The sequence below is a fragment of the Gilliamella sp. B2785 genome (assembly GCF_026537005.1).
Classification (GTDB): domain Bacteria; phylum Pseudomonadota; class Gammaproteobacteria; order Enterobacterales; family Orbaceae; genus Gilliamella; species Gilliamella apicola_E.
This window is the reverse complement of sequence record NZ_JAFNNC010000007.1, coordinates 42098-62151: the sequence shown is the minus strand read 5'-3', so window position 1 is coordinate 62151 and position 20054 is coordinate 42098. Positions and strand designations below refer to the sequence as shown.

General features: G+C 33.6%; 21 protein-coding genes. 12 read left to right on the top strand and 9 right to left on the bottom strand.

Translation table 11 applies throughout. From position 1 onward, the window contains the following. The first annotated feature begins 9 nt into the window (after positions 1–9). Entirely contained in the window at positions 10–999 is a 990-nt protein-coding gene (flgJ, locus tag J3U24_RS08965) for a flagellar assembly peptidoglycan hydrolase FlgJ (protein WP_267337175.1), read from the top strand. Positions 1000–1084: 85 nt separating this feature from the next. Here the strand turns inward: flgJ and flgL are convergent, their stop codons facing one another. The 8 genes from flgL to J3U24_RS08925 all read right to left on the bottom strand — a co-directional run bounded on the left by flgL (position 1085) and on the right by J3U24_RS08925 (position 8487). Next, entirely contained in the window at positions 1085–2023 is a 939-nt protein-coding gene (gene flgL / locus J3U24_RS08960; RefSeq protein ID WP_267332180.1) for a flagellar hook-associated protein FlgL, read from the bottom strand. Positions 2024–2038: 15 nt separating this feature from the next. Next, a complete protein-coding gene (flgK, locus tag J3U24_RS08955; protein WP_267337174.1) occupies positions 2039–3682 on the bottom strand; it encodes a flagellar hook-associated protein FlgK in 1644 nt (547 codons plus the stop codon). A gap of 148 nt (positions 3683–3830) precedes the next feature. Next, positions 3831–4718, bottom strand: coding sequence for a flagellar motor protein MotB (gene motB / locus J3U24_RS08950; protein ID WP_065733615.1), 888 nt, complete (start codon positions 4716–4718; stop codon positions 3831–3833). Beyond that, entirely contained in the window at positions 4718–5605 is an 888-nt protein-coding gene (motA, locus tag J3U24_RS08945; RefSeq protein ID WP_065733614.1) for a flagellar motor stator protein MotA, read from the bottom strand. Before motA ends, motB begins: the two co-directional genes overlap by 1 nt. Positions 5606–5660: 55 nt before the next feature. Continuing rightward, positions 5661–6266, bottom strand: a complete 606-nt coding sequence (gene flhC, locus J3U24_RS08940; RefSeq protein ID WP_081299485.1) for a flagellar transcriptional regulator FlhC — start codon at positions 6264–6266, stop codon at positions 5661–5663. 13 nt (positions 6267–6279) lie between these two features. Beyond that, positions 6280–6600, bottom strand: a complete 321-nt coding sequence (flhD, locus tag J3U24_RS08935; protein WP_141673924.1) for a flagellar transcriptional regulator FlhD — start codon at positions 6598–6600, stop codon at positions 6280–6282. A 185-nt stretch (positions 6601–6785) separates the two neighbouring features. Then, positions 6786–7502, bottom strand: a complete 717-nt coding sequence (locus tag J3U24_RS08930; protein ID WP_267337173.1) for an RNA polymerase sigma factor FliA — start codon at positions 7500–7502, stop codon at positions 6786–6788. 172 nt (positions 7503–7674) lie between these two features. Continuing rightward, complete coding sequence (locus J3U24_RS08925) at positions 7675–8487, bottom strand: flagellin (RefSeq protein WP_065562537.1); 813 nt, start codon at positions 8485–8487, stop codon at positions 7675–7677. 648 nt (positions 8488–9135) lie between these two features. Between J3U24_RS08925 and fliD the strand changes: the two genes are divergently transcribed. Genes fliD through fliT form a run of 3 tightly spaced genes read left to right on the top strand, consistent with a single transcriptional unit; the run spans position 9136 to position 11302 of the window. Beyond that, a complete protein-coding gene (fliD, locus tag J3U24_RS08920; RefSeq protein WP_065733613.1) occupies positions 9136–10569 on the top strand; it encodes a flagellar filament capping protein FliD in 1434 nt (477 codons plus the stop codon). 11 nt (positions 10570–10580) lie between these two features. Further along, a complete protein-coding gene (gene fliS, locus J3U24_RS08915) occupies positions 10581–10949 on the top strand; it encodes a flagellar export chaperone FliS (RefSeq protein ID WP_065561862.1) in 369 nt (122 codons plus the stop codon). Between the two features lie 2 nt (positions 10950–10951). Beyond that, a complete protein-coding gene (fliT, locus tag J3U24_RS08910; RefSeq protein WP_267337172.1) occupies positions 10952–11302 on the top strand; it encodes a flagellar protein FliT in 351 nt (116 codons plus the stop codon). A gap of 235 nt (positions 11303–11537) precedes the next feature. On the opposite strand, the gene fliE is transcribed toward fliT, so the two are convergent. Further along, positions 11538–11834 carry a flagellar hook-basal body complex protein FliE gene (gene fliE / locus J3U24_RS08905; RefSeq protein ID WP_267337171.1) on the bottom strand — a complete coding sequence of 99 codons (297 nt, stop codon included), beginning with the start codon at positions 11832–11834 and terminating at the stop codon, positions 11538–11540. 168 nt (positions 11835–12002) lie between these two features. On the opposite strand from fliE, the gene fliF reads away from it, so the two are divergent. The 8 genes from fliF (at position 12003) to fliM (ending at position 20021) form a co-directional block, all read left to right on the top strand. Next, positions 12003–13697 (top strand): flagellar basal-body MS-ring/collar protein FliF, encoded by a 1695-nt coding sequence (gene fliF, locus J3U24_RS08900; RefSeq protein WP_267337170.1) that lies wholly within the window; start codon positions 12003–12005, stop codon positions 13695–13697. Continuing rightward, a complete protein-coding gene (gene fliG, locus J3U24_RS08895; RefSeq protein ID WP_065561866.1) occupies positions 13697–14695 on the top strand; it encodes a flagellar motor switch protein FliG in 999 nt (332 codons plus the stop codon). Before fliF ends, fliG begins: the two co-directional genes overlap by 1 nt. After that, the gene (locus J3U24_RS08890; protein ID WP_267346994.1) at positions 14679–15437 is read left to right on the top strand and encodes a flagellar assembly protein FliH; all 759 of its coding nucleotides are present in this window, start codon (positions 14679–14681) and stop codon (positions 15435–15437) included. The genes fliG and J3U24_RS08890 overlap by 17 nt, the downstream gene beginning before the upstream one ends. Next, positions 15427–16824, top strand: coding sequence for a flagellar protein export ATPase FliI (gene fliI, locus J3U24_RS08885; protein WP_267332176.1), 1398 nt, complete (start codon positions 15427–15429; stop codon positions 16822–16824). The genes J3U24_RS08890 and fliI overlap by 11 nt, the downstream gene beginning before the upstream one ends. Continuing rightward, the gene (fliJ, locus tag J3U24_RS08880; RefSeq protein ID WP_065561869.1) at positions 16808–17272 is read left to right on the top strand and encodes a flagellar export protein FliJ; all 465 of its coding nucleotides are present in this window, start codon (positions 16808–16810) and stop codon (positions 17270–17272) included. The genes fliI and fliJ overlap by 17 nt, the downstream gene beginning before the upstream one ends. Continuing rightward, positions 17262–18347 (top strand): flagellar hook-length control protein FliK, encoded by a 1086-nt coding sequence (locus J3U24_RS08875; protein WP_267337167.1) that lies wholly within the window; start codon positions 17262–17264, stop codon positions 18345–18347. The genes fliJ and J3U24_RS08875 overlap by 11 nt, the downstream gene beginning before the upstream one ends. A gap of 175 nt (positions 18348–18522) precedes the next feature. Next, positions 18523–18984: a flagellar basal body-associated FliL family protein gene (locus J3U24_RS08870; RefSeq protein WP_065561871.1), complete on the top strand. Its 462-nt coding sequence runs from the start codon at positions 18523–18525 to the stop codon at positions 18982–18984. Between the two features lie 5 nt (positions 18985–18989). Next, entirely contained in the window at positions 18990–20021 is a 1032-nt protein-coding gene (gene fliM / locus J3U24_RS08865) for a flagellar motor switch protein FliM (RefSeq protein ID WP_267330852.1), read from the top strand. Positions 20022–20054: the final 33 nt, after the last annotated feature.

Genomic DNA, 20054 nt, shown 5'->3' with positions numbered 1-20054 from the left:
ATAATTATTATGAAAAACCTAGTTAATCAGTCTATTAATCGCTTTGTTTATGATTTTTCGAGCATTGGCCAATTAAGGCGTAACGTTGTTAGTGGATCAAGTGAAAGTGTCAAGCAAGTTGCCGATCAGTTTGAAACACTATTCGTCAATATGATGATGCAATCTATGCGAAAAGCCGTTCCTAATGGTGGATTATTTAATCAATCTGCAATGCAGTTATTTACTTCAATGTTTGATCAGCAAATTGCTCAACAGGCTGTCGGTAAAGGATTAGGTCTTGCCAATATTATTGCCAAACAATTAAATAATCAGCCAAATAGATCTATTACCCCACAATCTCAGGCTAATAATATAGAATTAGCACAATCTTTATTTAGTGATTCAAATTCATCGCCTGCGGCATTAGGTCAAATGCTTTACCAGCAAACGAATAAATTAACGAATACTAACGTCAAACCATTACCGCCAGCAGTTAATGATTCTGATAAAGACCATATCACGCAATTTATAGTTGAGTGGTTTGAACCCGCTAAAAAGGCATCCAAAATGTCAGGTATTCCTTATGAGGTTATCATTGCACAAGCGGCCTTAGAAACAGGTTGGGGTAAAAAGCAGATAAAAACAGCCGACAATCAACCAAGTCATAACTATTTTGGCATAAAAGCGACATCATCATGGAAAGGCAATTCAACTCGGTTAACAACACGAGAATTTTTAAATAACAATATGGTTAAGATTCAAGATGAATTTAGAGTTTATAAAAGTAAACAACATGCATTAACAGATTATCTTGATTTACTTACCAAAAGCCCACGTTATCGTGCCGTTGTTAACGCACCTGATGCAAGAACCGCAGCCAAAGCACTGCAAGATGCACACTATGCAACCGATCCTAACTATAGCGAAAAGTTAATTCAAATTATTAGTCGGATTGAAGAAATTGCTAGAAATACACCGCAAAAATCAATATCAGGTTTTAGACAAATTGCCTTTAGATAATAACTAAATAAATTTTAATGAAGTTAATAAATAGGAGGCATAAGCCTCCTGTTTATTAACGATTTAAATAAGTGATGACAGAAAGTTATTTCATTTGAAATAAGGACATATTTTGCATATTCATAAAAGTATATTGAGCTGCTTGTAAATTCGCCTGTAACATCACATAATCTGCAATGGCTTCATACCAATCAACATCTTCAATTTGGCTAATTTGTGTCTGAAAATCAATGTCCAAGGTTTTACCTAGTGCAGTTAATCGTTCAACTTCCGACAACACATTACCACCTGCAGCCCTAACTGTTGAGATATTTTCAAACGAATTATCAACGCCTTGACTAGCTTTCGATAAACCTTCTCTGAATTGCGTAATCGCATCAGGGTCATTATCATCTAACCCGATTTGCAGTACTTCTAATGCATAGTCAATGCTAGCAAAAACATCACTTTCCACAGAACTATTGGCGCCTGACATAAAAATCTGATCACCAGTAAAACTTAATGACACTTCACGCGTATCATCAATAAAAATATTAATCGTTGTAGAACCACCGACATAATTAACTTTACCTGATTCATCCACAACAAAAGGAGGTGTATCATTTTTATTTCCAGCAAAGATATAATTGCCATTAGTGTCTTTAGCATTAGCTAACGAAATTAATTGATCTTTTAGTCCTTGTAATTTATTGGCTAAGTCACGTCTATTTTCATCGTTTAACGTCTCATTACCCGCATAAACTAGTGTCTCTTGAATTGATTGGATAACAGTATTCGCTTCTTTTAGTACTGTATCTTGGCGACTTAACGAGTTATTAACACTTTCACGAGCTGATTGATACTGAGTATTTCTTGATTGAGCCTGTTTTAAAATTAATGCTTGCGATGACCCCATAGGATCATCAGAAGGTGATAAGATTTTTTTACCGGTTGCTAAATGCAATCCTGATTTTTGCCATTTACTGTTGGTATTTAAAATACTCGTTAAATTTTTTTGATACATTGCATTAGTACTAACACGCATATTTAAACCCTTCTATTATTTAGCTAAACCTAAAATGGTATCGAATATTGTGGTTGCCGCATCAATAATCTTTGCATTAGCTTGGTAATACTGCATATAAACCTGCATAGAGATATATTCTTCTTCAATATTAACGCCTGATATTGATTGATTTTGCTCATAAATTTCTTGAGTAATATTATGACTAGATTGCGCTGAAATTTTAGCTGTCTGTGTTTCACTTCCCACATAACTAACTAAGGCGTTATAAGCACTATTTAACGTTTTAGTGCCATTAATTAATTTTTCATTTTGGATATCAAGCAATTTAGCTACATTACGATTATCGCCATTACCATTTTCATCATCATTAATACCTGTTGCTAGTTTGTTGACATCCTTAACTAGTAGCTGGAGTGATGATGCTACATCTGCAACAGGTTTAAGTAAGATACTATCACCCGCTACTGGATCACCATTTATTTCAATAGATAACCCATCAAACAACAACTTACCATCTTCAACTTGAGGGGTAATTTGCTTGTTATCAGATAATCTGGTTACGACCCAATCGTTACCATCAAACTCAATTTTATAATCAGATGCTTTGACGTCTGTCACTGAGTTATAGTTAATTTTAGCAGTGGCATTACCTTGATTTTGGGCGTTAGCAATACTAGTTGGGCTATGATAATCAAATAATTTCTGACCTGGTTCGCCATTAATATCAACCCCTGACATGTGTACTTCATTAAATCGTTCTGCTAGATTTAACGCAATCAAACCTAATTGGTTGCGAGCTTCTAGGAGTGGTCCATCACGAAAAGCTAATAATCCATTTAATCGGCCTGATGCGATATTTTGACTTGATAGTTCTTGAGTCGCACCAGAATTATGAGTGTAAATAATTGTATTTAAAGCAGGATCATCTTTAGACGGCTGTACAGATAACTGAGTTGCCGATGACCCTTGCACTAAACTTAAACCATTAGGTAGTGAAATATTGTATTGTCCATTTTGCTCAGTAACAGTGATGCCTATCATCTCGCTTAACTCATTAACCAGTTGATCGCGTTCATCAAGCAATGCATTCGGCTCATGACCACCACTTACTGCCTGTAATCTTGCTATTTTTTGGTTAAGATCAGCAATTTGTTGGGTATAAGAGTTAATGGTATCAACATTATTAACAATTTCAGTATTGATATTGGCAATCTGATTTTTTAAATTCAATTCCGTTTTATTAAACTGACTGACTAACGAGCTAAGATCATTTATTACTGTTTGCTTGGAAGCGGCATCACCCGCATTTGAAGAAAGTTTATTTAAACTTGCAAACAGACTATTTAGTTGCGAGGAAATACTATTATCATTCTCCGCTAATAAATTATCGACTTTTGACAATTCATTGTAATAAGCCTTTATAGAGCCATTTTGTGATTGAGATTGACGTAATTGACCAACCACAAAACTATTATATGCCCGATTAACTGATGATACAGATACACCGTTACCAACAAAACCATAATTATATTTAGTGCCATTTGCTTGTTGCAAAATTTGTTGTTGACGATTGTAACCAACGGTATGCGCATTACTGATATTATTGCTTATAACATTAAGCATATTTTGCGCAGCATTTAATCCACTAATACCGGTATTCATCAATGAATTTGACATAAAAGCTCCTAAATATATTTAGTCAATAATCAAATTATTAACTTAAAGGGTTATTCTTATATCGGATAAAAAAGATAAAACTTTAGTTATTTTTAGAAAATAATTGAAATTTAATTTTTTAACAGGCTTAACCTGTGTAATTCCAATGCTATTTTTCAGATTTAGTTGCTTGTTTTAAAAAATCTATTCCCGTCATTGTATTTTCATCTTCAATATATTTTTGAGCTGACTTATTCAAAATTAAAATACTAATACGGCGATTAGCATCTTTACTATAATTAGGATTGTTTAAACCTACCGTATCAGCTAAACCAATAATTCGAATAATTTTGCTTGAATCTAATCCAGCAGCGATAAGTTCTCGTCTTGACGAATTTGCTCTATCAGCAGATAACTCCCAGTTACTATAACCTCTATCACCTGTTATATATTGACGCTCATCAGTATGCCCTGATAAGGTCATTTTATTGGGTAAATCGTTTATTATTGGTGCTAGAGCGTGAAGAATTTCTTGCATATTAGGATGAATAACTGCACTACCAACATCAAACATTGGTTTATCATCAGTTGCTAAAATCTGAATTCTTAACCCCATTTCAGTTAGTTCAACAATAAGATTAGCCGCTAATTTTTGCAGTCGAGGATCAAGTTCAAACGCCTCATAAATTTTACGAGCAGTTTCGATCAATTGATTTCTTTCAACTATATTGGGATCTATTGGTTGTTCATTTATTATGCTCTGTTGCTCTTCGCCCAAACTTTTACTGACATCATCGCCACCACCAGGAATAGGGCTTTCGCTATCGCTAATATTTTTACCACCATTTTGACCTAGTATTAATGGCGTTCTGAAATATTCGGCAATTCCTTGTAATTCTTGCGGGCTGGATTTGGCTATCAACCACATGACTAAAAAAAGTGCCATCATAGCAGTCATGAAATCTGCATAAGCAATCTTCCACGAACCACCATGATGGCCACCGCCATGCCCTGACTTTTTTTTAGAAATAATTATTCTTACTGGCTTATCTTTCATTATTCATTATTTTCTGTTGGGTTAGCATTTTTATCTTTCACTTCTTGAATATATTTTTCTAATTCAAAGAAAGATGGTCGCTCATGCGAAAAAATAGTTTTTCGACCAAACTCAATACAAATCTGTGGAGCATAATCATGCATACTGGCAATAAGAATAACTTTAGTACATTCTAAAATTTTTACTGTATCAGCATTCTTCTGTCTTAATAAAGCAGCTAGTGGCGAAACAAACCCATAAGCCAGTAAAATTCCTAAAAAGGTTCCAACCATAGCATGTGCAATAAGTTCACCCAACTCGCTAGCAGGCCTATCTGCTTGTGCTAATGTGTTAATCACTCCCATAACCGCAGCCACAATCCCAAAAGCAGGTAACCCATCGCCCACACTAGAAATCGCATCTGCAGGTTTTTCTAACTCATGGGTATACGTCTCAATTTCTTCATTCATTAATGCTTCAATTTCATAAACTTCCATATTTCCGCTAATCATTAAACGTAAATAATCAGTGATAAAATCGCATATTTGTGGATTGGCAAGAATAAGTGGATACTTTTTAAATAACTCACTCTCTTTTGGATTATCAATATCTTCTTCAATAGATAACCCCCCATTTTGACGTATCTTAGTTAAAATGGTGTACATTAAATTAATTAATGTTAAATAAAGAGTTTTATTATATTTTGATGTTTTAAATAAACTACCTAACGATTTAAGTGTAGCAATTATTGCTTTCTTTTCATTACTTACAATGAAAGCACCAATAGCTGTACCACCAATTATCAGAAACTCTAATGGTTGAAAAAGTACTGCCAAATACCCTCCACTTAGCACATAACCAACTAAAGCAGAAGCGATAACAACAATATATCCTATAATTATTAGCATTGGCTTTCCTTTATCTCTATAAAATGTAACTAAACTTTTTTAATTAATTGCTTATCTAAACCGTTACCTGATTTGCGGTGACTAAGTTGAATGCACTAGGTATTGATAAAACTTGTAAGCATTTTGCTTGGCTTTCTTTATGCGTTTTATTATTTTTTTCGGCCCTTGATGGCGGTTGGCATAAACTGCAAACAAAACTATTATGTGGCTGGTAAGCGTGTGTAATAAATCGCCCTTTACACTCTTTGCAACACGATTGCTGCATAACATTACTTTCAACAAATTTAACTAAAATCCATGCACGAGTTAAGCCTAAAACCGGCTCTTCATCGTGATGAAGGGAACATTGCTCTAAATAAAGTTGATAAGCTTTAACAATTGCATGAACTCCAGATTTAGTACCATGCTTGACTAAAAATCGGTAAGCATTATAAAACATGCTTGAATGAATATTAGGCTCCCAAGTCATAAACCACGTGGTAGAAAAAGGAAGTAAACCTTTAGGTGGTGGGCATCCTTGGATTTCTTTATATAATTTAATCAGCTTTCCACGGCTTAAATTGGTTTCACTTTCCAACATTTGAATTCTAGCGCCGAGTGTAATTAATCGAATAGCTAATTGGACTTCTTTATATTTTTGGATAATGCTTTTGCTACTCATTTTTATCATTTACCTACTTATTAATAGAATCTAAAAGTAAGCTTGATAGAAGGATCCCTGTATGCATCTGCTTTATATCACTAACGCGAGACTCTTCAGTTAATTTTTCCATCATTGCTGAATTTTTAAATCGAAATTGAAACGTTAATTGATTGGTTTCAGATAAAACCAACATTTGAGAAGCACTTAAATTACTCAAAATATCAGCGGTTTTTTCATCAATTCCTAATCGATACATTGCCATCACTTTATCTTTCTCTATCATTCTTTGGCTTAATAAAAGCGTTGAAAGATTTAAATGATGTATACATTTCAAAATATCGTCTTCTTGTATATTTCCCAATTTACTCACCAAAATTTATATTTTTCTCGCATAAAAAAATGCGAAATCAGTAAAAAATATCTTAATTCGTTTTTTTTCACTTAAAGTTACATTTTTAAAAGCAAAAGGTCAATAAAAAAATCATTTCGATTTATTTTCAATTTATTTTTTCATGTTTTACTGTTTTATTCTGTTTTTTATATATTAATTTTACTTTGTATTCGTTTTATTGCTTGGCTATGTAATTGACTTACGCGAGATTCACTAATATCTAACACTTTTCCAATCTCTTTTAAATTCAACTCTTCTTGATAATAGAGCGCTAAAACCATTTTTTCTTTTTCAGGTAAGTTATCAATTTGTTGAACAATAATATTGCGAATTTCATCATTAATAATAAAAGCAAAAGGATTGTTATCGGAATCAGGCTTAATCAGCGCATCCAAATTATCGCCGAGTTTTTTTTGTATCTCATCGTAAGAACAAATTTGGCTATAATTTGAATCTAATAACACTTTGCGATATTCAGTAAGAGACAATTGCAGATGTGCAGCTATCTGGTGATCATTAGGTGGGACACCTAAAATTTGTTCCAATTCATTAATGGCGTTAGTGACATCTTTAATTTTTTTTCGGGTTTGCCTTGGTAGCCAGTCACGACTACGCAACTCATCTAACATTGCTCCCTTTATTCTAGGAATAGCAAATGTAGTAAAAGTATAACCTTGTGCTGCATCATAACGTTTTATGCATTCTAATAAACCGATATAACCAACTTGTAACAAGTCATCAAGCTCAATCGTCGTTGGTAAACGAACAGCTAATTTCAACGCTTCATTACGAACTAAATAGATATATTGTTGCCAATCGATTTGATTCACTACACCCTGAGAGTTATACAGGTTATCACTCATTTCCTAAACCATTGTAAAAAATGCTAAGGAATATTATGACGATAATTGACTGAGTTAATGGCAAGAATAAAGTATTAAAAAATAGGTAATTAACATTATTAGCAATAATGGTATTAAAAAATACCATTATTACTATAGTATAAAAATTAAAGTAAAATTTTAGAGGTATACTTTATTGTAATAAAGACAGTACAGATTGAGGTACTTGGTTAGCTTGTGCTAATACTGAAGTACCTGCTTGTTGTAAAATTTGACCACGAGTCATATTAGATACTTCTTCAGCATAATCTGCATCTTCAATACGGCTACGCGCTGAGCTTAAGTTATTTACTGTATTGTTGATGTTAGTTACAGTTGACTCAAAACGATTTTGTACCGCACCAAGCTCACCACGTAATTCATCAATTTTTGATAATGCAGCATCAAGTGTTTTTAAAGGATCTGCTGTTGGGCTTGAAGAAACATTAAATGAAGCTAAACCGAGTTCAGTACTGTCAATTTTTTTCAAATTGATTTCAATAGTTTCACCATCATTTGCACCCACTTGTATTTTAAGTGTTTTATCAGCAGATAATACTTTAGTACCATTGAAATCAGTTTGTTTAGATACACGGTCTATCTCTTCTAAACGTTGATCAATTTCGTTTTGAATTGATTCTAAATCGCTTTGAGAGTTTGTACCATTTGCCGCTTGAACAGTCAATTCACGAATACGTTGAACGTTGTTATTAATTTCGTTTAATGCACCTTCAGTTGTTTGAGCTAAAGAGATACCGTCATTTGCATTACGTGCAGCTTGAGTTAAACCACGAATATTTGAAGAAAAACGATTAGCGATTGCTTGACCTGCTGCATCATCTTTAGCGCTGTTGATACGCATACCTGATGATAGACGCTCAATTGCAGTTCCAAGAACACTTTGAGAATTATTCAGATTGTTTCTTGCCATTAAAGACATAGTATTGGTATTAATTACCTGTGCCATTTTTATCTCCTTTAATATGATTAGTTAGATCAACGAGATATTGAAAATATTATTCAATACTTTTGCTGATGATTTAGTTATCGGTATTAAAAAAAGAAACTTTAATATTTTTTTAATTTTTATTTTATGTCGTCGAATAAAACCGAATAACTAATTAAGTTTGATAAAACGCTCAGAGGTCCTAATACATTTTTATATGTAAATTAATCGGTAAAAAACAGTTGATAGCCTTATTTAATAAAGGCCGCGGCAAAAGTGCCTAACCTCCTATCTATTTAAATAATTGCAATATATTTACTAATAATAGAAATTATATTAGAAAGATCACTACTTAATTTTATTTTTAAATAACGCCCACCATCCTTAAAAACATTTAGCTTTTAACACTTTAAAATATCAAAGTTCATTGATTAAAAAGATAATTTATAACTCCAGTAGCGATATGTCACCTACATCTTTTTACAGTGCAAAATAGATATGGATATAACATTGATAACTGAATAAATAACTGGTTTTTGAATAGATAAAATCGTCTAGCAATATATGCATTGCCAAAACCTAATTATTTATTAGTAAAAATATCTAAACTTTTTATTACATCAGTCGATAAAACAAGAGATGAAAGAATTTATAATAGGATAATAAAACATGGCAATGAGTATATTGGGGATTGGTTCTGGTATTGATTTAAATGAAGTATTAGATCAATTAGAAGCGGTAGAAAAAAACCGTCTTACGCCAATAAAAGCACAGCAAAAAACAATTAATAATAAAATAAGCGGTTTTGGCAAATTAAAAAGTGCATTATCAACATTTAATAGCGCAACAGCAAAACTACAAAAAAAAGAGCTGTTCCAAGCTAGAACGGTATCGGGCAATGACAACTACTTTACTACTAACGTAAGTAGCAATGCTCAATTAGGTAATTATGCAGTGAGTGTGCAACAACTTGCAAGCGCACACAGCGTTGCTACTAATACAATAAACGATAAACAAACAGCGTTAGGTAACAATAATGAAACGCGAACAATCACCATCGAACAAGCTAATGGTCAAAAATTAAATGTCACTTTAGGCAAAGATGAAACATCCTTAGAATCAATCGCAAATGCAATTAACCAAGCTAAAGTGGTTAATGAAGATGGCTCAATCAGTGAATCTCCCGTTAATGCAACAATTGTTCGTTCAGGAACCGATAGCTATCAACTGGTTATCACATCTAAAGAAACAGGTGAACAACAAACTATAACTTCAATATCATCCGATGATGAAAAACTCAATTCATTAGTTGGTTTTGATATTAATCAAGCTGATTCATCAGCAATGAGCGAAATCGCTAAAGCGCAAGATGCTAAATTTAGTTTTAATGGTATTACCGTCAATAGTGCATCAAATACCGTTAAAGATGTCATCCCTGGCGTTGATATCACTTTAAAAGCAGTAACCACCACATCGCAAAATTTAACTATTACCGCGGATAACGAAAAAACCCAAGAGGCACTTAAAGAGTGGGTGGAGGCATTTAATCAATTACAATCAACGATATCAGCCTTAACTCAATTTACTGCTAGTGATGCCAATTCAGATGAATTAAATAGTAATAATGGACCACTGGTTGGTGATTCAACACTACGTAATATAGATCAAAGTATCCGATCTATCTTTTCGAAAGGTCAAGCTGGTGAAATCTCTGTATTGGCTCAAATCGGTATCAATATGGATAGTAATGGCAAGCTAATTATTAAAGAAAACGAATTAGAAAAAGCCCTCAAAGAAAACAGTGAAGCAGTCGCCATGCTATTTATTGGTGATGGTGAAACGACAGGCATAGCTAACGAAGTATGTGCCAAAGTGAGTAGCTTCATTGATAGTGATGGTATGATTGATACCGCAACTAACGGCTTAAACTCAACCTTAAAATCATTAGATAAACGCTATGATCAAGTTAACAACTCTATTGACCAAACTATTGAACGTTATCGCGTGCAGTTTACTAAATTAGATATCTTGATCAATGAATTAAATGGTATGAGCAATTACTTAACCACGCAATTCGAAATGATGGCGAACATGAAAAAATAAGGAATATAAAAATGGGAGTTCAAGCTTATAAGCAAGTTAATTTAGAAACGAGTGTTAATCAGGCTTCGCCACATCAGCTTATTGTTTTATTATTCGAGGGCGCACTTAATGCTATTCGTTTAGCTGAGTTATATATAGAAAAAGGGAATATTGCAGGCAAAGGGCAAGCCATTTCGAAAGCAATTAATATTATAGATAATGGACTTAAGAGTTCACTTGATCTAGAGCAAGGTGGTGAAATTGCCGAAAATTTAGATCAATTATATCAATACATCAGTCAGCAGTTGGTTTTAGCCAATTTACATAATGATAAAGACAAACTGCAAGTCTGTTTTAATTTGCTTGATAACATTGCTCAAGCTTGGCGGGAGATAGCATAGTTATGGGAATATCAGTTTTAAATAATAATTTATTATTAGAACAATATGAAAAGCTTAATTATGTTGTTGAGCAAATGCTAATTAATGCACAAAAAGAAAACTGGGAATCATTAATCAGCTGGCAAGCTCAATACCACCAATTATCTAAAGATATCCAACTAAATGTTACAGATACTATAGCATTACCTCAGCAAGATATTATTCGAATGTATATCAATAATATTTTGGGTTATCAAGAGCAGTTAGAACAATTAATACATCTACGGCATGGTGAACTTACCAAACTCATTGGCGAGCAGGTTAATTATCAAACTAAAATAGATAGTTACCAAAAAATTGCCAACCTAACATAATTCACTAAGTAATCAAAAAAATAGACTAAAAATAATTGAGGAGCGGGGTTTTTAGCGATTTTAAAGTGCCAAAAACCCCACTCCTCAAACTTTTTTTATTATTAAATTAAACTTGTTAAGGTTATAAAAGGTGAATAGTAGGCTGACTTTTTAACAATATAGATGAAAACCAATTTTTGATAAAAATTGGCAGCTAATGAATGACGATTTTTAAACAAATAGAATCATTAATAAATTAAACATTCATATTCATGATTTCTTGATACGCTGCTACTAACTTATTTCTAACTTGCACGCCAAATTGCAATGAAACCGAAGACTTTTGCATATTAACCATTACTTCATTTAATGAAACATTAGGTTCACCCATCTCAAACGCTTTAGCTTGCTTACTTGCCTCAATTTGAGTTTGGCTAATTTTATCTAATGCCATTTTTAATTCAGCAACAAAATTTTGCTCTTTACTTACCTGTTGATTCGAAAAAAAATCCAATTTAGTTGCCGGATTAAAAGCCTCGATACTGTTCATCATATTAATTATATTCACCTTAATAAAATTACCGCTTAAATTATCACAAAGATAACAATCTAAAAGCGATAACTAAAGGGTAAAGCATGTGCTTTTTTAGCTATTGATTTTTATAAATACACAGATAATAGACCCTAGAATTAATCTAACCTGTTTAGAATTAGGATACATATGGATAGCCAGTCAGTAGGTAACAAAGGCGAATCAATATTGAATAAGTTACCATTTATCAATCAATTAAAACAAAATCGAAAAATGCTGCTCCTTATTGTAGGAGTGATCGTAATAGCTATAAGTAGTATCACCTATTTATGGCTTAAGAGTGATGCTTACGGTGTGCTATTTAGTAATTTGAATGATAAAGATGGCGGTGAAATCATTAGCCAACTTGATAAGATGAATATTCCTTATAAGTTTTCATCATCCGGTACAACGATCTTAATTCCCGAAAATAAAATTTATGATACTCGCCTACGAATTGCTCAACAAGGTTTACCTAAAGGCGGTGCTATCGGTTTTGAACTACTCGATAAAGAAAGCTTTGGAATGAGCCAGTTCAATGAACAAATCAATTATCAACGAGCATTAGAAGGCGAATTATCCAGAACGATTTCAATCATTAGTAGTGTTGATGATGCCAGAGTGCATTTAGCTATGCCAAAACCCTCTTTATTTGTTAGAGAAAGAAAATTCCCTTCTGCATCAGTCGCACTAACTTTATTACCTGGTCGCTCGCTATCTCAAGGTCAAATTGACGCTATTATCCATCTAATTTCAAGTAGTGTGCCGGAATTACAAGCTGATAAAGTCACTATCATCGATCAAAACGGTAATTTATTGACTGGAGAAAAATACCGCGATACTAACGTTAATGTTGCCCAATTAGAATATAGTGAACGAATCGAAAATTTGGTGCGTGAACGCGTAGAAAAAATCATTATACCGATTTTAGGTAAACAAAATGTTAAAGTTCAAGTTAATGCTGACATTGACTTTAGCCGTCAGGAATCAACATCCGAAATCTATGATCCTAATAGCGATGTTAACAATCAAACCATTCGCAGTAAGCAGCAAGTTGAAAACCGTCAATTAGCATCAAGCAATGCTATTGGTGGTGTACCAGGGGCTTTATCTAACCAACCAGTACCAACACCAAGTGCACCAATTGATGGAGAGAATGAAGTAAAAGATAAAGACGACAAGCAAAAAATGTATCATTTACAATCTAATAATACGTTGAACTTTGAAGTTAATCGTCAAATTATTCATAGCAAAATTCCTGAAGGTCGTATCAAGCGCTTATCTGTTGCGGTTCTAGTTAATTATAAATTTGCGATAATCAATGAAGTAGCATCGTCAAATGAAGAAAATCAAAAAAATGAAGCGGTCGAAAAATGGGTAAAACTCGATAAAGAAGAGCTTACTCATATTGAAGCATTAGCACGTCAAGCTATGGGATTTTCTGACTTGCGTGGTGATTCATTAACGGTGGCAAATTTGAAATTTACAGATCAAATAGATGATGAAAATGACGCCATCACCTTTTTACAAAAACATGAAGTTTACGACATGCTGAAAACGGCAATTAAATATCTAATTTATATCTTAATAATATGGTATGCATGGCGAAAAGTACTGCGTTCGGTATGGGTTAAGATTCAAAGACAATACCTCAATACGGATAAATCTGACGGCACGATGGGCGCTGAAGATAAGCTTGATTATAAAGCACACAGTAAACTGCAACAGAAAATTTTTGAAGATAATATGCAACAACAGCAATACATCCGAAAAATTGTCGAAAAAGATCCTCGTGTAATGGCTCTCATTATTCGTGGTTGGATGAACAAGAAGGACACCGAGTAATGAATTTAAGTGAATCTCAAAAAGCAGCGACAATTTTAATGATTTTAGGTGAAGAATTAGCTGCAAAAGTAATGCAATTTTTAGACCATAAAGAGGTACAACAAATTAGTAGTGCCATGATGGGATTGCCACAATTAACACAAGAACAACTCAAAAATATTCTTAATGAGTGTCAAACCACACTTGATGATTGTGCCGTATTAAATACCGATACTAATGGCTATCTACGAAAAGTTCTCGAAAAATCAATTGGTAGTGATAAAGCCAGCCGTCTACTTGATGAACTATTAGATACCGATATTGAAGATACTACCGATGGCTTAAAAATGCTTAACTTTGTTGATGCGGCCAGAGCTGTTGATTTGGTTAAGAAAGAGCATCCACAAATTATCGCCACAATTTTAGTTCACTTAAATCGTGACTTAGCTGCTGAAATATTAAATCTATTTGATGATGATCTGCGTAATGATGTAATGCTACGTATTGCAACCTTCGGTGGAGTAGAGCCTTCAGCGTTAGAAGTTTTATCAACATCGTTATCAACTTTACTACATGGACAAAATATTAAACTTAATAATATGGGTGGTATCCGCACCGCAGCAGAAATCATCAACCTGATGAAATCACAACAAGAAGAATTGGTTATCAATGCATTACGTGATTATGACAATGAGTTAGCTCAAAAAATCATTGATGAAATGTTCTTATTCGAAAATCTGGTTGATGTGGATGATAGAAGTATCCAACGTCTACTCAAAGATGTGGATAATGAAACCTTAATTATTGCCCTGAAAGGTGCGACAGAACCATTACGGGAAAAATTATTATCGAATATGTCGCAACGTGCTGCATCTATATTACGTGAAGATTTAGAAAACAGACCACCAGTGCGCTTGTCACAAGTTGAAACCGAACAGAAGAAAATTTTGGTTATTGCTCGTCGTTTAGCTGAAACTGGTGAGATGATCTTAAGTAGCGGTGATGATGAATATGTATAATCAAGCTAGTACCTTAACTTGGAAACCATTACACTTTCAAGATTTAGCAGAATCATCACCACTTATACCAGAAACCGATGAGCTAGAAGAGAGTGAACCAGAACTTGAAATAGTCGATGAGGCCGATACCAATTTTATTGATATTAATAGCCCTGAAATAACGCTAGAACTTGAAAATATCAAACAACAAGCAAGAGAAGAAGCCTATCAAGAAGGCTTTAATCTAGGTAAAGAAGAAGGTTTCAATATTGGTAAACAAACAGGGTATGAGGAAGGGTTAACAATAGGCCAACAAGAAGGCCTGGAGAAAATAGAACAACAGATAAACGAAGAAAAATTAAATACTGTTGAATCCATCAAAAATCTAGCAATTCAATTTCAGCAGTCAATTAATCAAATTGATGAAAAAATTGTACCAAAGCTATTTGATCTCGCTTTACTTGCCGCTGAAAAAACTGTTGGTTCGTTATCCAAAGTAAAACAAAAGCAATTAATGCATTCGATCAAGTCATTAATTGAACAAAATACAATTACACCGATTGTGGTTCGAATCAATCCGAATGATTTTTTATGGCTAGAGCCACAGCTAGATGATCAACTAAAAAACGAATGGCAATTTATTGCCGATGCAAATATAGAATTAGGTGGCTGCAAAATATTTACTGAAACAAATGAGATCGACGCAAGTATAACCAATCACTGGCAAATTATTTCTGACACAGTGCATGGAGATGAGCGTTAAGGTGAGCTTTTGTACGCAATGGGCAACTAAAATTGATAGTGCTAAACAGAAATTAGAGTCTGCATCTTTAATTCGTCAATATGGTCGATTGGTTAAAGCGTCTGGTCTTGTTCTAGAAGCTATTGGTTTAAAACTACCATTAGGATCCAACTGTTTTGTTGAACGACAATTAGATGGCAAAATCCAAGCGGTTGAGTGTGAAGTAATTGGTTTTAAAGGAAAAACACTATACCTCATGCCGTTTGAATCAACAGACGGTATATTACTCGATGCAAGAGTTTATACATCACAATATGATTTAACACATTTTAGTCACAAAGTTTTACCAATTGGTATGGGGTTATTAGGCCGAGTTGTCGATGCAATGGGAAAACCTCTCGATGGCAAACCATTACCTGAAGATATCGAATATGAAGGATTAATTAATAAAACACTAAATCCGCTAACCCGAACACCAATTCATCAAGTTCTCGATGTTGGCATTCGTGCAATCAATGCATTATTAACCGTTGGTCAAGGTCAGCGAATGGGGCTTTTTGCAGGTTCAGGCGTTGGTAAAAGTGTTTTACTTGGCATGATGGCAAGATACACCAAAGCCGATATTATTGTGGTTGGTTTAATCGGTGAGCGAGGTCGAGAAGTAAAAGATTTTATTGAAAATATTTTAGGTGAAGAGGGCTTAGCTCGATCTGTTGTTGTTGCCGCGCCTGCTGATGTATCGCCATTATTACGTCTACAAGGTGCAGCCTACGCGACTAAAATTGCTGAAAAATTTCGTGACCAAGGATTTAATGTATTACTCATTATGGATTCATTAACACGATACGCCATGGCACAACGTGAAATAGCCTTAGCGATCGGTGAACCACCAGCGACTAAAGGATATCCTCCTTCAGTATTTGCAAAATTACCAGCATTAGTTGAAAGAGCCGGTAATGACGCAGAAGGCAAAGGCGCTATTACCGCTTTTTATACCGTGCTAACCGAAGGTGATGACCAGCAAGATCCTATCGCTGACTCAGCTAGAGCAATTCTCGACGGACATATTGTTTTATCCCGTTCTCTTGCTGAATCAGGTCATTATCCAGCTATTGATATTGAAGCATCAATAAGTCGCGTGATGACAGAACTAACCAAAGACGAAAAAAAATCACGGTTATTTAAGCAATTATTTTCAAGTTTCCAACGAAATCGTGACTTAATTAATGTTGGTGCTTATGTAGCAGGAACCGATCCTTTATTAGATAAGGCAATAACGCTTTTTCCTGCTATGCAACAATTTTTACAACAAGGAATTTATGAACATTGTAGTTATCAAGACGCTTATCAACAGTTAGCAAGAATTGTTGATTCAAACTTAGGAAAGAACAATGGCCAATCAATATAATGGTAAATTTGCCTTTTTAACATTAAAAAAGTTAGCTGAAAAATCAGTCGACGACAAATTGATTAAATTAAAAAATGCGCATGATAATAAGCGTAATGCTCAATCACAACTAAATGTATTAAATGATTACTATAATGAGTACCAACAGCGCTTAAATAAAGCATTATCAGTTGGCATTACAGGATCAGAACTGAACAATTTTAATGCTTTTATTACTGCTATTGAGCAAGGAATCACACAACAAAAAAAGTTATTGTTAACTTTAGAAATTAAACAAAAACAGATCACCAATGAGCTAAATCAATCACAAAAAAGTCTCAATACTTACACCACATTATTGGATAAACAAGATAAAAAACTACTGCTACAGCAAAGCCGTTTACAACAAAAATTAACCGATGAATTTGCACAGCAGCAGTTAGCAAGGAGAATGTTGAATGAATATTAATCAATTTAGTGATATCCCATTAATATCACCTATAGAATTGAATGAAGTATCAATTATTGAAGACAATTTTTTTCAGCTTTTATTACAGTTTAATGAAAAACAAGAGTTAGGCGAAAATAATAGCCTAGCCAAAGCTAATATTCTCGAGAACAAACTCGATCATCAATTAGATGATCAAGAAGAGGAAGATAGTGATGAATTATTCACACTATTTCCACTAACTTTGCAAGTCGATGAAGAGCCTATAATTAATAATGAGCATACTGAACAGCCAGCAATACGTGAATTAAAAATTAATACTACAGCTAATGATATACTTTTAACGGCACCAGTTTCTGATGATATCAATGTAGATGAAAAAGCAGCAGAAATTCTAACTATTATTAATAGTAGTGAACAAGTAATCATTAAGCCAAATAAACAAACGAGTTTGCTAACGAATGATGAACATAATATATCAACCAATATAAATTCAGTTAAAACCTCAAATCAACCATTACCAACTCTTACTAATACTCAAAATAACAATATCGATTTACCTATCACCAATTTTGATATTAGCCACTTTGAACAAGAACCTACATTACTAGTCCATAGCCCAAATCAATTAACCACATCAACACCATTAATTGAAAGTCAAAAAACGTTAAATATAAATTTACCTATGCCAATGGATATTACTGAATGGCAAAAAACATTAAACGAAAAAATTAGCCTCGTTTGTCGTCAAGGTATCCAAAATGCGGAAATCAAATTACACCCTGAAGAATTGGGTTCGCTTCATATTAAATTGGCAATAGTTGATGACAAAATGAACCTTCACATGGCTGTTGCACATAATATGGTTAAAAGCGTGTTAGAATCAGCTTTACCGCAATTAAGAACTTCATTGGAAGAACAAGGTATTATGTTAGAGCAGACCGATATTAGTGATTTTTCAATGATGAATGACTCCTCATCACCTTATAAACAAGAGTTTGAAATAGAGCAATTAATGGACGATAAAAATCAAACACTTCATGAACTTGATCATCCATCAAACATTGTTCAATCAGGATTAAGTATTTTTGCCTAAATAATAGTATTTGAAACAGTACTATGTTTTGATAGCTAGAGATTAAAAAGGTTGAATAGGTCATATTTTTACTGCCTATTCTTCCAATTAATTCTCAAAGCATGATTTATTATTTTGGTAATTTTTGGCTATTTAAATAGACATTTCATTAATTTTCATTGAGACAATAATAAATATGCAAACTACCAAGAAAAAAATAAGTATTTTAAATCTAGTGCTTATTTTAATTACCCTTTTAGCAACAGGTTTTGCTGCTTATTTATGGTTACAAGATTCTCCTAAAACGACGCCCCATGTAGAACCAGAAGTGTTATCACCGGTTTTTTTAACATTAAAACCTTTCACAATTTCACTTCCACCATCTAAAGAAAATTTAGAAATCAATAAAATTCTATACGTAGGTATGGTGTTACGCGTCGCTGATGAAGAACAAAAAACCGTTTTATTAGATTATCTTCCTGAAGTAAGAAGTGACGTACTTTTGTTAACTTCAAAACAGTACGTTAATAATTTAAAGAAAGAGTCAGGCAAACTTGAATTACAAGAGCAGATAAAAATGGCATTATCTCGCCAATATGATGCAAAACATTCAGTAAAAATTGATGAAGTTCTATTTACTGATTTCATTGTAAGGTAATTATCATGTCTGATAAGCTTCAACCTAATACCGATAAAAGTGAATCTTTGCATTCACAAAATAATTCAGCCAGCATAAAAAATGATGCTGAGCAAAATTATCATTTACAACAAAGTAAACGGACTGAAGTTAAGCCTTATGATATATCAGTTAAACATAGCTTTATCCCAGAAAGACTAACCGCGTTAGAGATTATTAATGAACGCTTTGCACGTCAATTTAGAATTGGATTATTTAATTTATTACGCCGAAATACTGATGTTATAACCTCACCCATTGAACCCCAAACGTTTAAAGAGTTTTCACATGTTTCAGCAACCAATCATTTAAATTTAGTTCATCTTAACCCTTTGCGGGGAAGTTGCTTATTTTCATTTTCACCTGAATTAGTATTTATTGTTGTTGATACTCTTTTTGGTGGGGATGGCCATACTACTAATGTTGATACTGAAGGACGAGAGTTTACTCATACTGAGCAAGAGATTATTCGACGAGTATTAAGTCTTGCTTTAACAACTTATCAAAGCTCCTGGATTGATGTATACAATATTGAAACCGAATACATCCGCTCTGAAGTAGAAAGCAAATTTACCAACATTACCAGCTCGCCTGACGATGTTGTGTTAACTTCATCATTTTTAGTCGAAATTGGTAATTTTAAAGGAACATTTTGCATATGTATTCCTTATGCAATGGTTGAACCAATTAAAGAGCTATTAATTAAACCACCGATAGAAAACCAAACTCACCAAGATGATAACGTGTGGATGAGCTCACTGACGAGTGGTATTAAACAATCAACCGTTGAGTTAGTCGCAAACTTTACAAACATTCAAACAACTGTTGCCAAATTATTAGCATTAAAAGTCAGTGATATTTTGGATATCGAAAAACCAACAAGCCTTGATGTCACCATTGGCGGTGTACCAGTATTAAAAGGTCATTATGGTAGCGTAAATAAACAATATGCAATCCAAGTAGATCAGATAAGCAATCCAGTTTTAGAACAATTGAATGAAGGAGTGTTCAATGAGTGATATACCAAGTGATGATAGCCAACTAAATATTAG

What these genes read in the sequence shown, in the direction of transcription:
- flgJ (WP_267337175.1), top strand. Translation starts at nt 10, where the DNA reads ATGAAAAACCTAGTTAATCAGTCTATTAATCGCTTTGTTTATGATTTT.
- flgL (WP_267332180.1), bottom strand. Translation starts at nt 2,023, where the DNA reads ATGCGTGTTAGTACTAATGCAATGTATCAAAAAAATTTAACGAGTATT.
- flgK (WP_267337174.1), bottom strand. Translation starts at nt 3,682, where the DNA reads ATGTCAAATTCATTGATGAATACCGGTATTAGTGGATTAAATGCTGCG.
- motB (WP_065733615.1), bottom strand. Translation starts at nt 4,718, where the DNA reads ATGAAAGATAAGCCAGTAAGAATAATTATTTCTAAAAAAAAGTCAGGG.
- motA (WP_065733614.1), bottom strand. Translation starts at nt 5,605, where the DNA reads ATGCTAATAATTATAGGATATATTGTTGTTATCGCTTCTGCTTTAGTT.
- flhC (WP_081299485.1), bottom strand. Translation starts at nt 6,266, where the DNA reads ATGAGTAGCAAAAGCATTATCCAAAAATATAAAGAAGTCCAATTAGCT.
- J3U24_RS08930 (WP_267337173.1), bottom strand. Translation starts at nt 7,502, where the DNA reads ATGAGTGATAACCTGTATAACTCTCAGGGTGTAGTGAATCAAATCGAT.
- J3U24_RS08925 (WP_065562537.1), bottom strand. Translation starts at nt 8,487, where the DNA reads ATGGCACAGGTAATTAATACCAATACTATGTCTTTAATGGCAAGAAAC.
- fliD (WP_065733613.1), top strand. Translation starts at nt 9,136, where the DNA reads ATGGCAATGAGTATATTGGGGATTGGTTCTGGTATTGATTTAAATGAA.
- fliS (WP_065561862.1), top strand. Translation starts at nt 10,581, where the DNA reads ATGGGAGTTCAAGCTTATAAGCAAGTTAATTTAGAAACGAGTGTTAAT.
- fliT (WP_267337172.1), top strand. Translation starts at nt 10,952, where the DNA reads ATGGGAATATCAGTTTTAAATAATAATTTATTATTAGAACAATATGAA.
- fliE (WP_267337171.1), bottom strand. Translation starts at nt 11,834, where the DNA reads ATGATGAACAGTATCGAGGCTTTTAATCCGGCAACTAAATTGGATTTT.
- fliF (WP_267337170.1), top strand. Translation starts at nt 12,003, where the DNA reads ATGGATAGCCAGTCAGTAGGTAACAAAGGCGAATCAATATTGAATAAG.
- fliG (WP_065561866.1), top strand. Translation starts at nt 13,697, where the DNA reads ATGAATTTAAGTGAATCTCAAAAAGCAGCGACAATTTTAATGATTTTA.
- J3U24_RS08890 (WP_267346994.1), top strand. Translation starts at nt 14,679, where the DNA reads ATGATGAATATGTATAATCAAGCTAGTACCTTAACTTGGAAACCATTA.
- fliI (WP_267332176.1), top strand. Translation starts at nt 15,427, where the DNA reads ATGAGCGTTAAGGTGAGCTTTTGTACGCAATGGGCAACTAAAATTGAT.
- fliJ (WP_065561869.1), top strand. Translation starts at nt 16,808, where the DNA reads ATGGCCAATCAATATAATGGTAAATTTGCCTTTTTAACATTAAAAAAG.
- J3U24_RS08875 (WP_267337167.1), top strand. Translation starts at nt 17,262, where the DNA reads ATGAATATTAATCAATTTAGTGATATCCCATTAATATCACCTATAGAA.
- J3U24_RS08870 (WP_065561871.1), top strand. Translation starts at nt 18,523, where the DNA reads ATGCAAACTACCAAGAAAAAAATAAGTATTTTAAATCTAGTGCTTATT.
- fliM (WP_267330852.1), top strand. Translation starts at nt 18,990, where the DNA reads ATGTCTGATAAGCTTCAACCTAATACCGATAAAAGTGAATCTTTGCAT.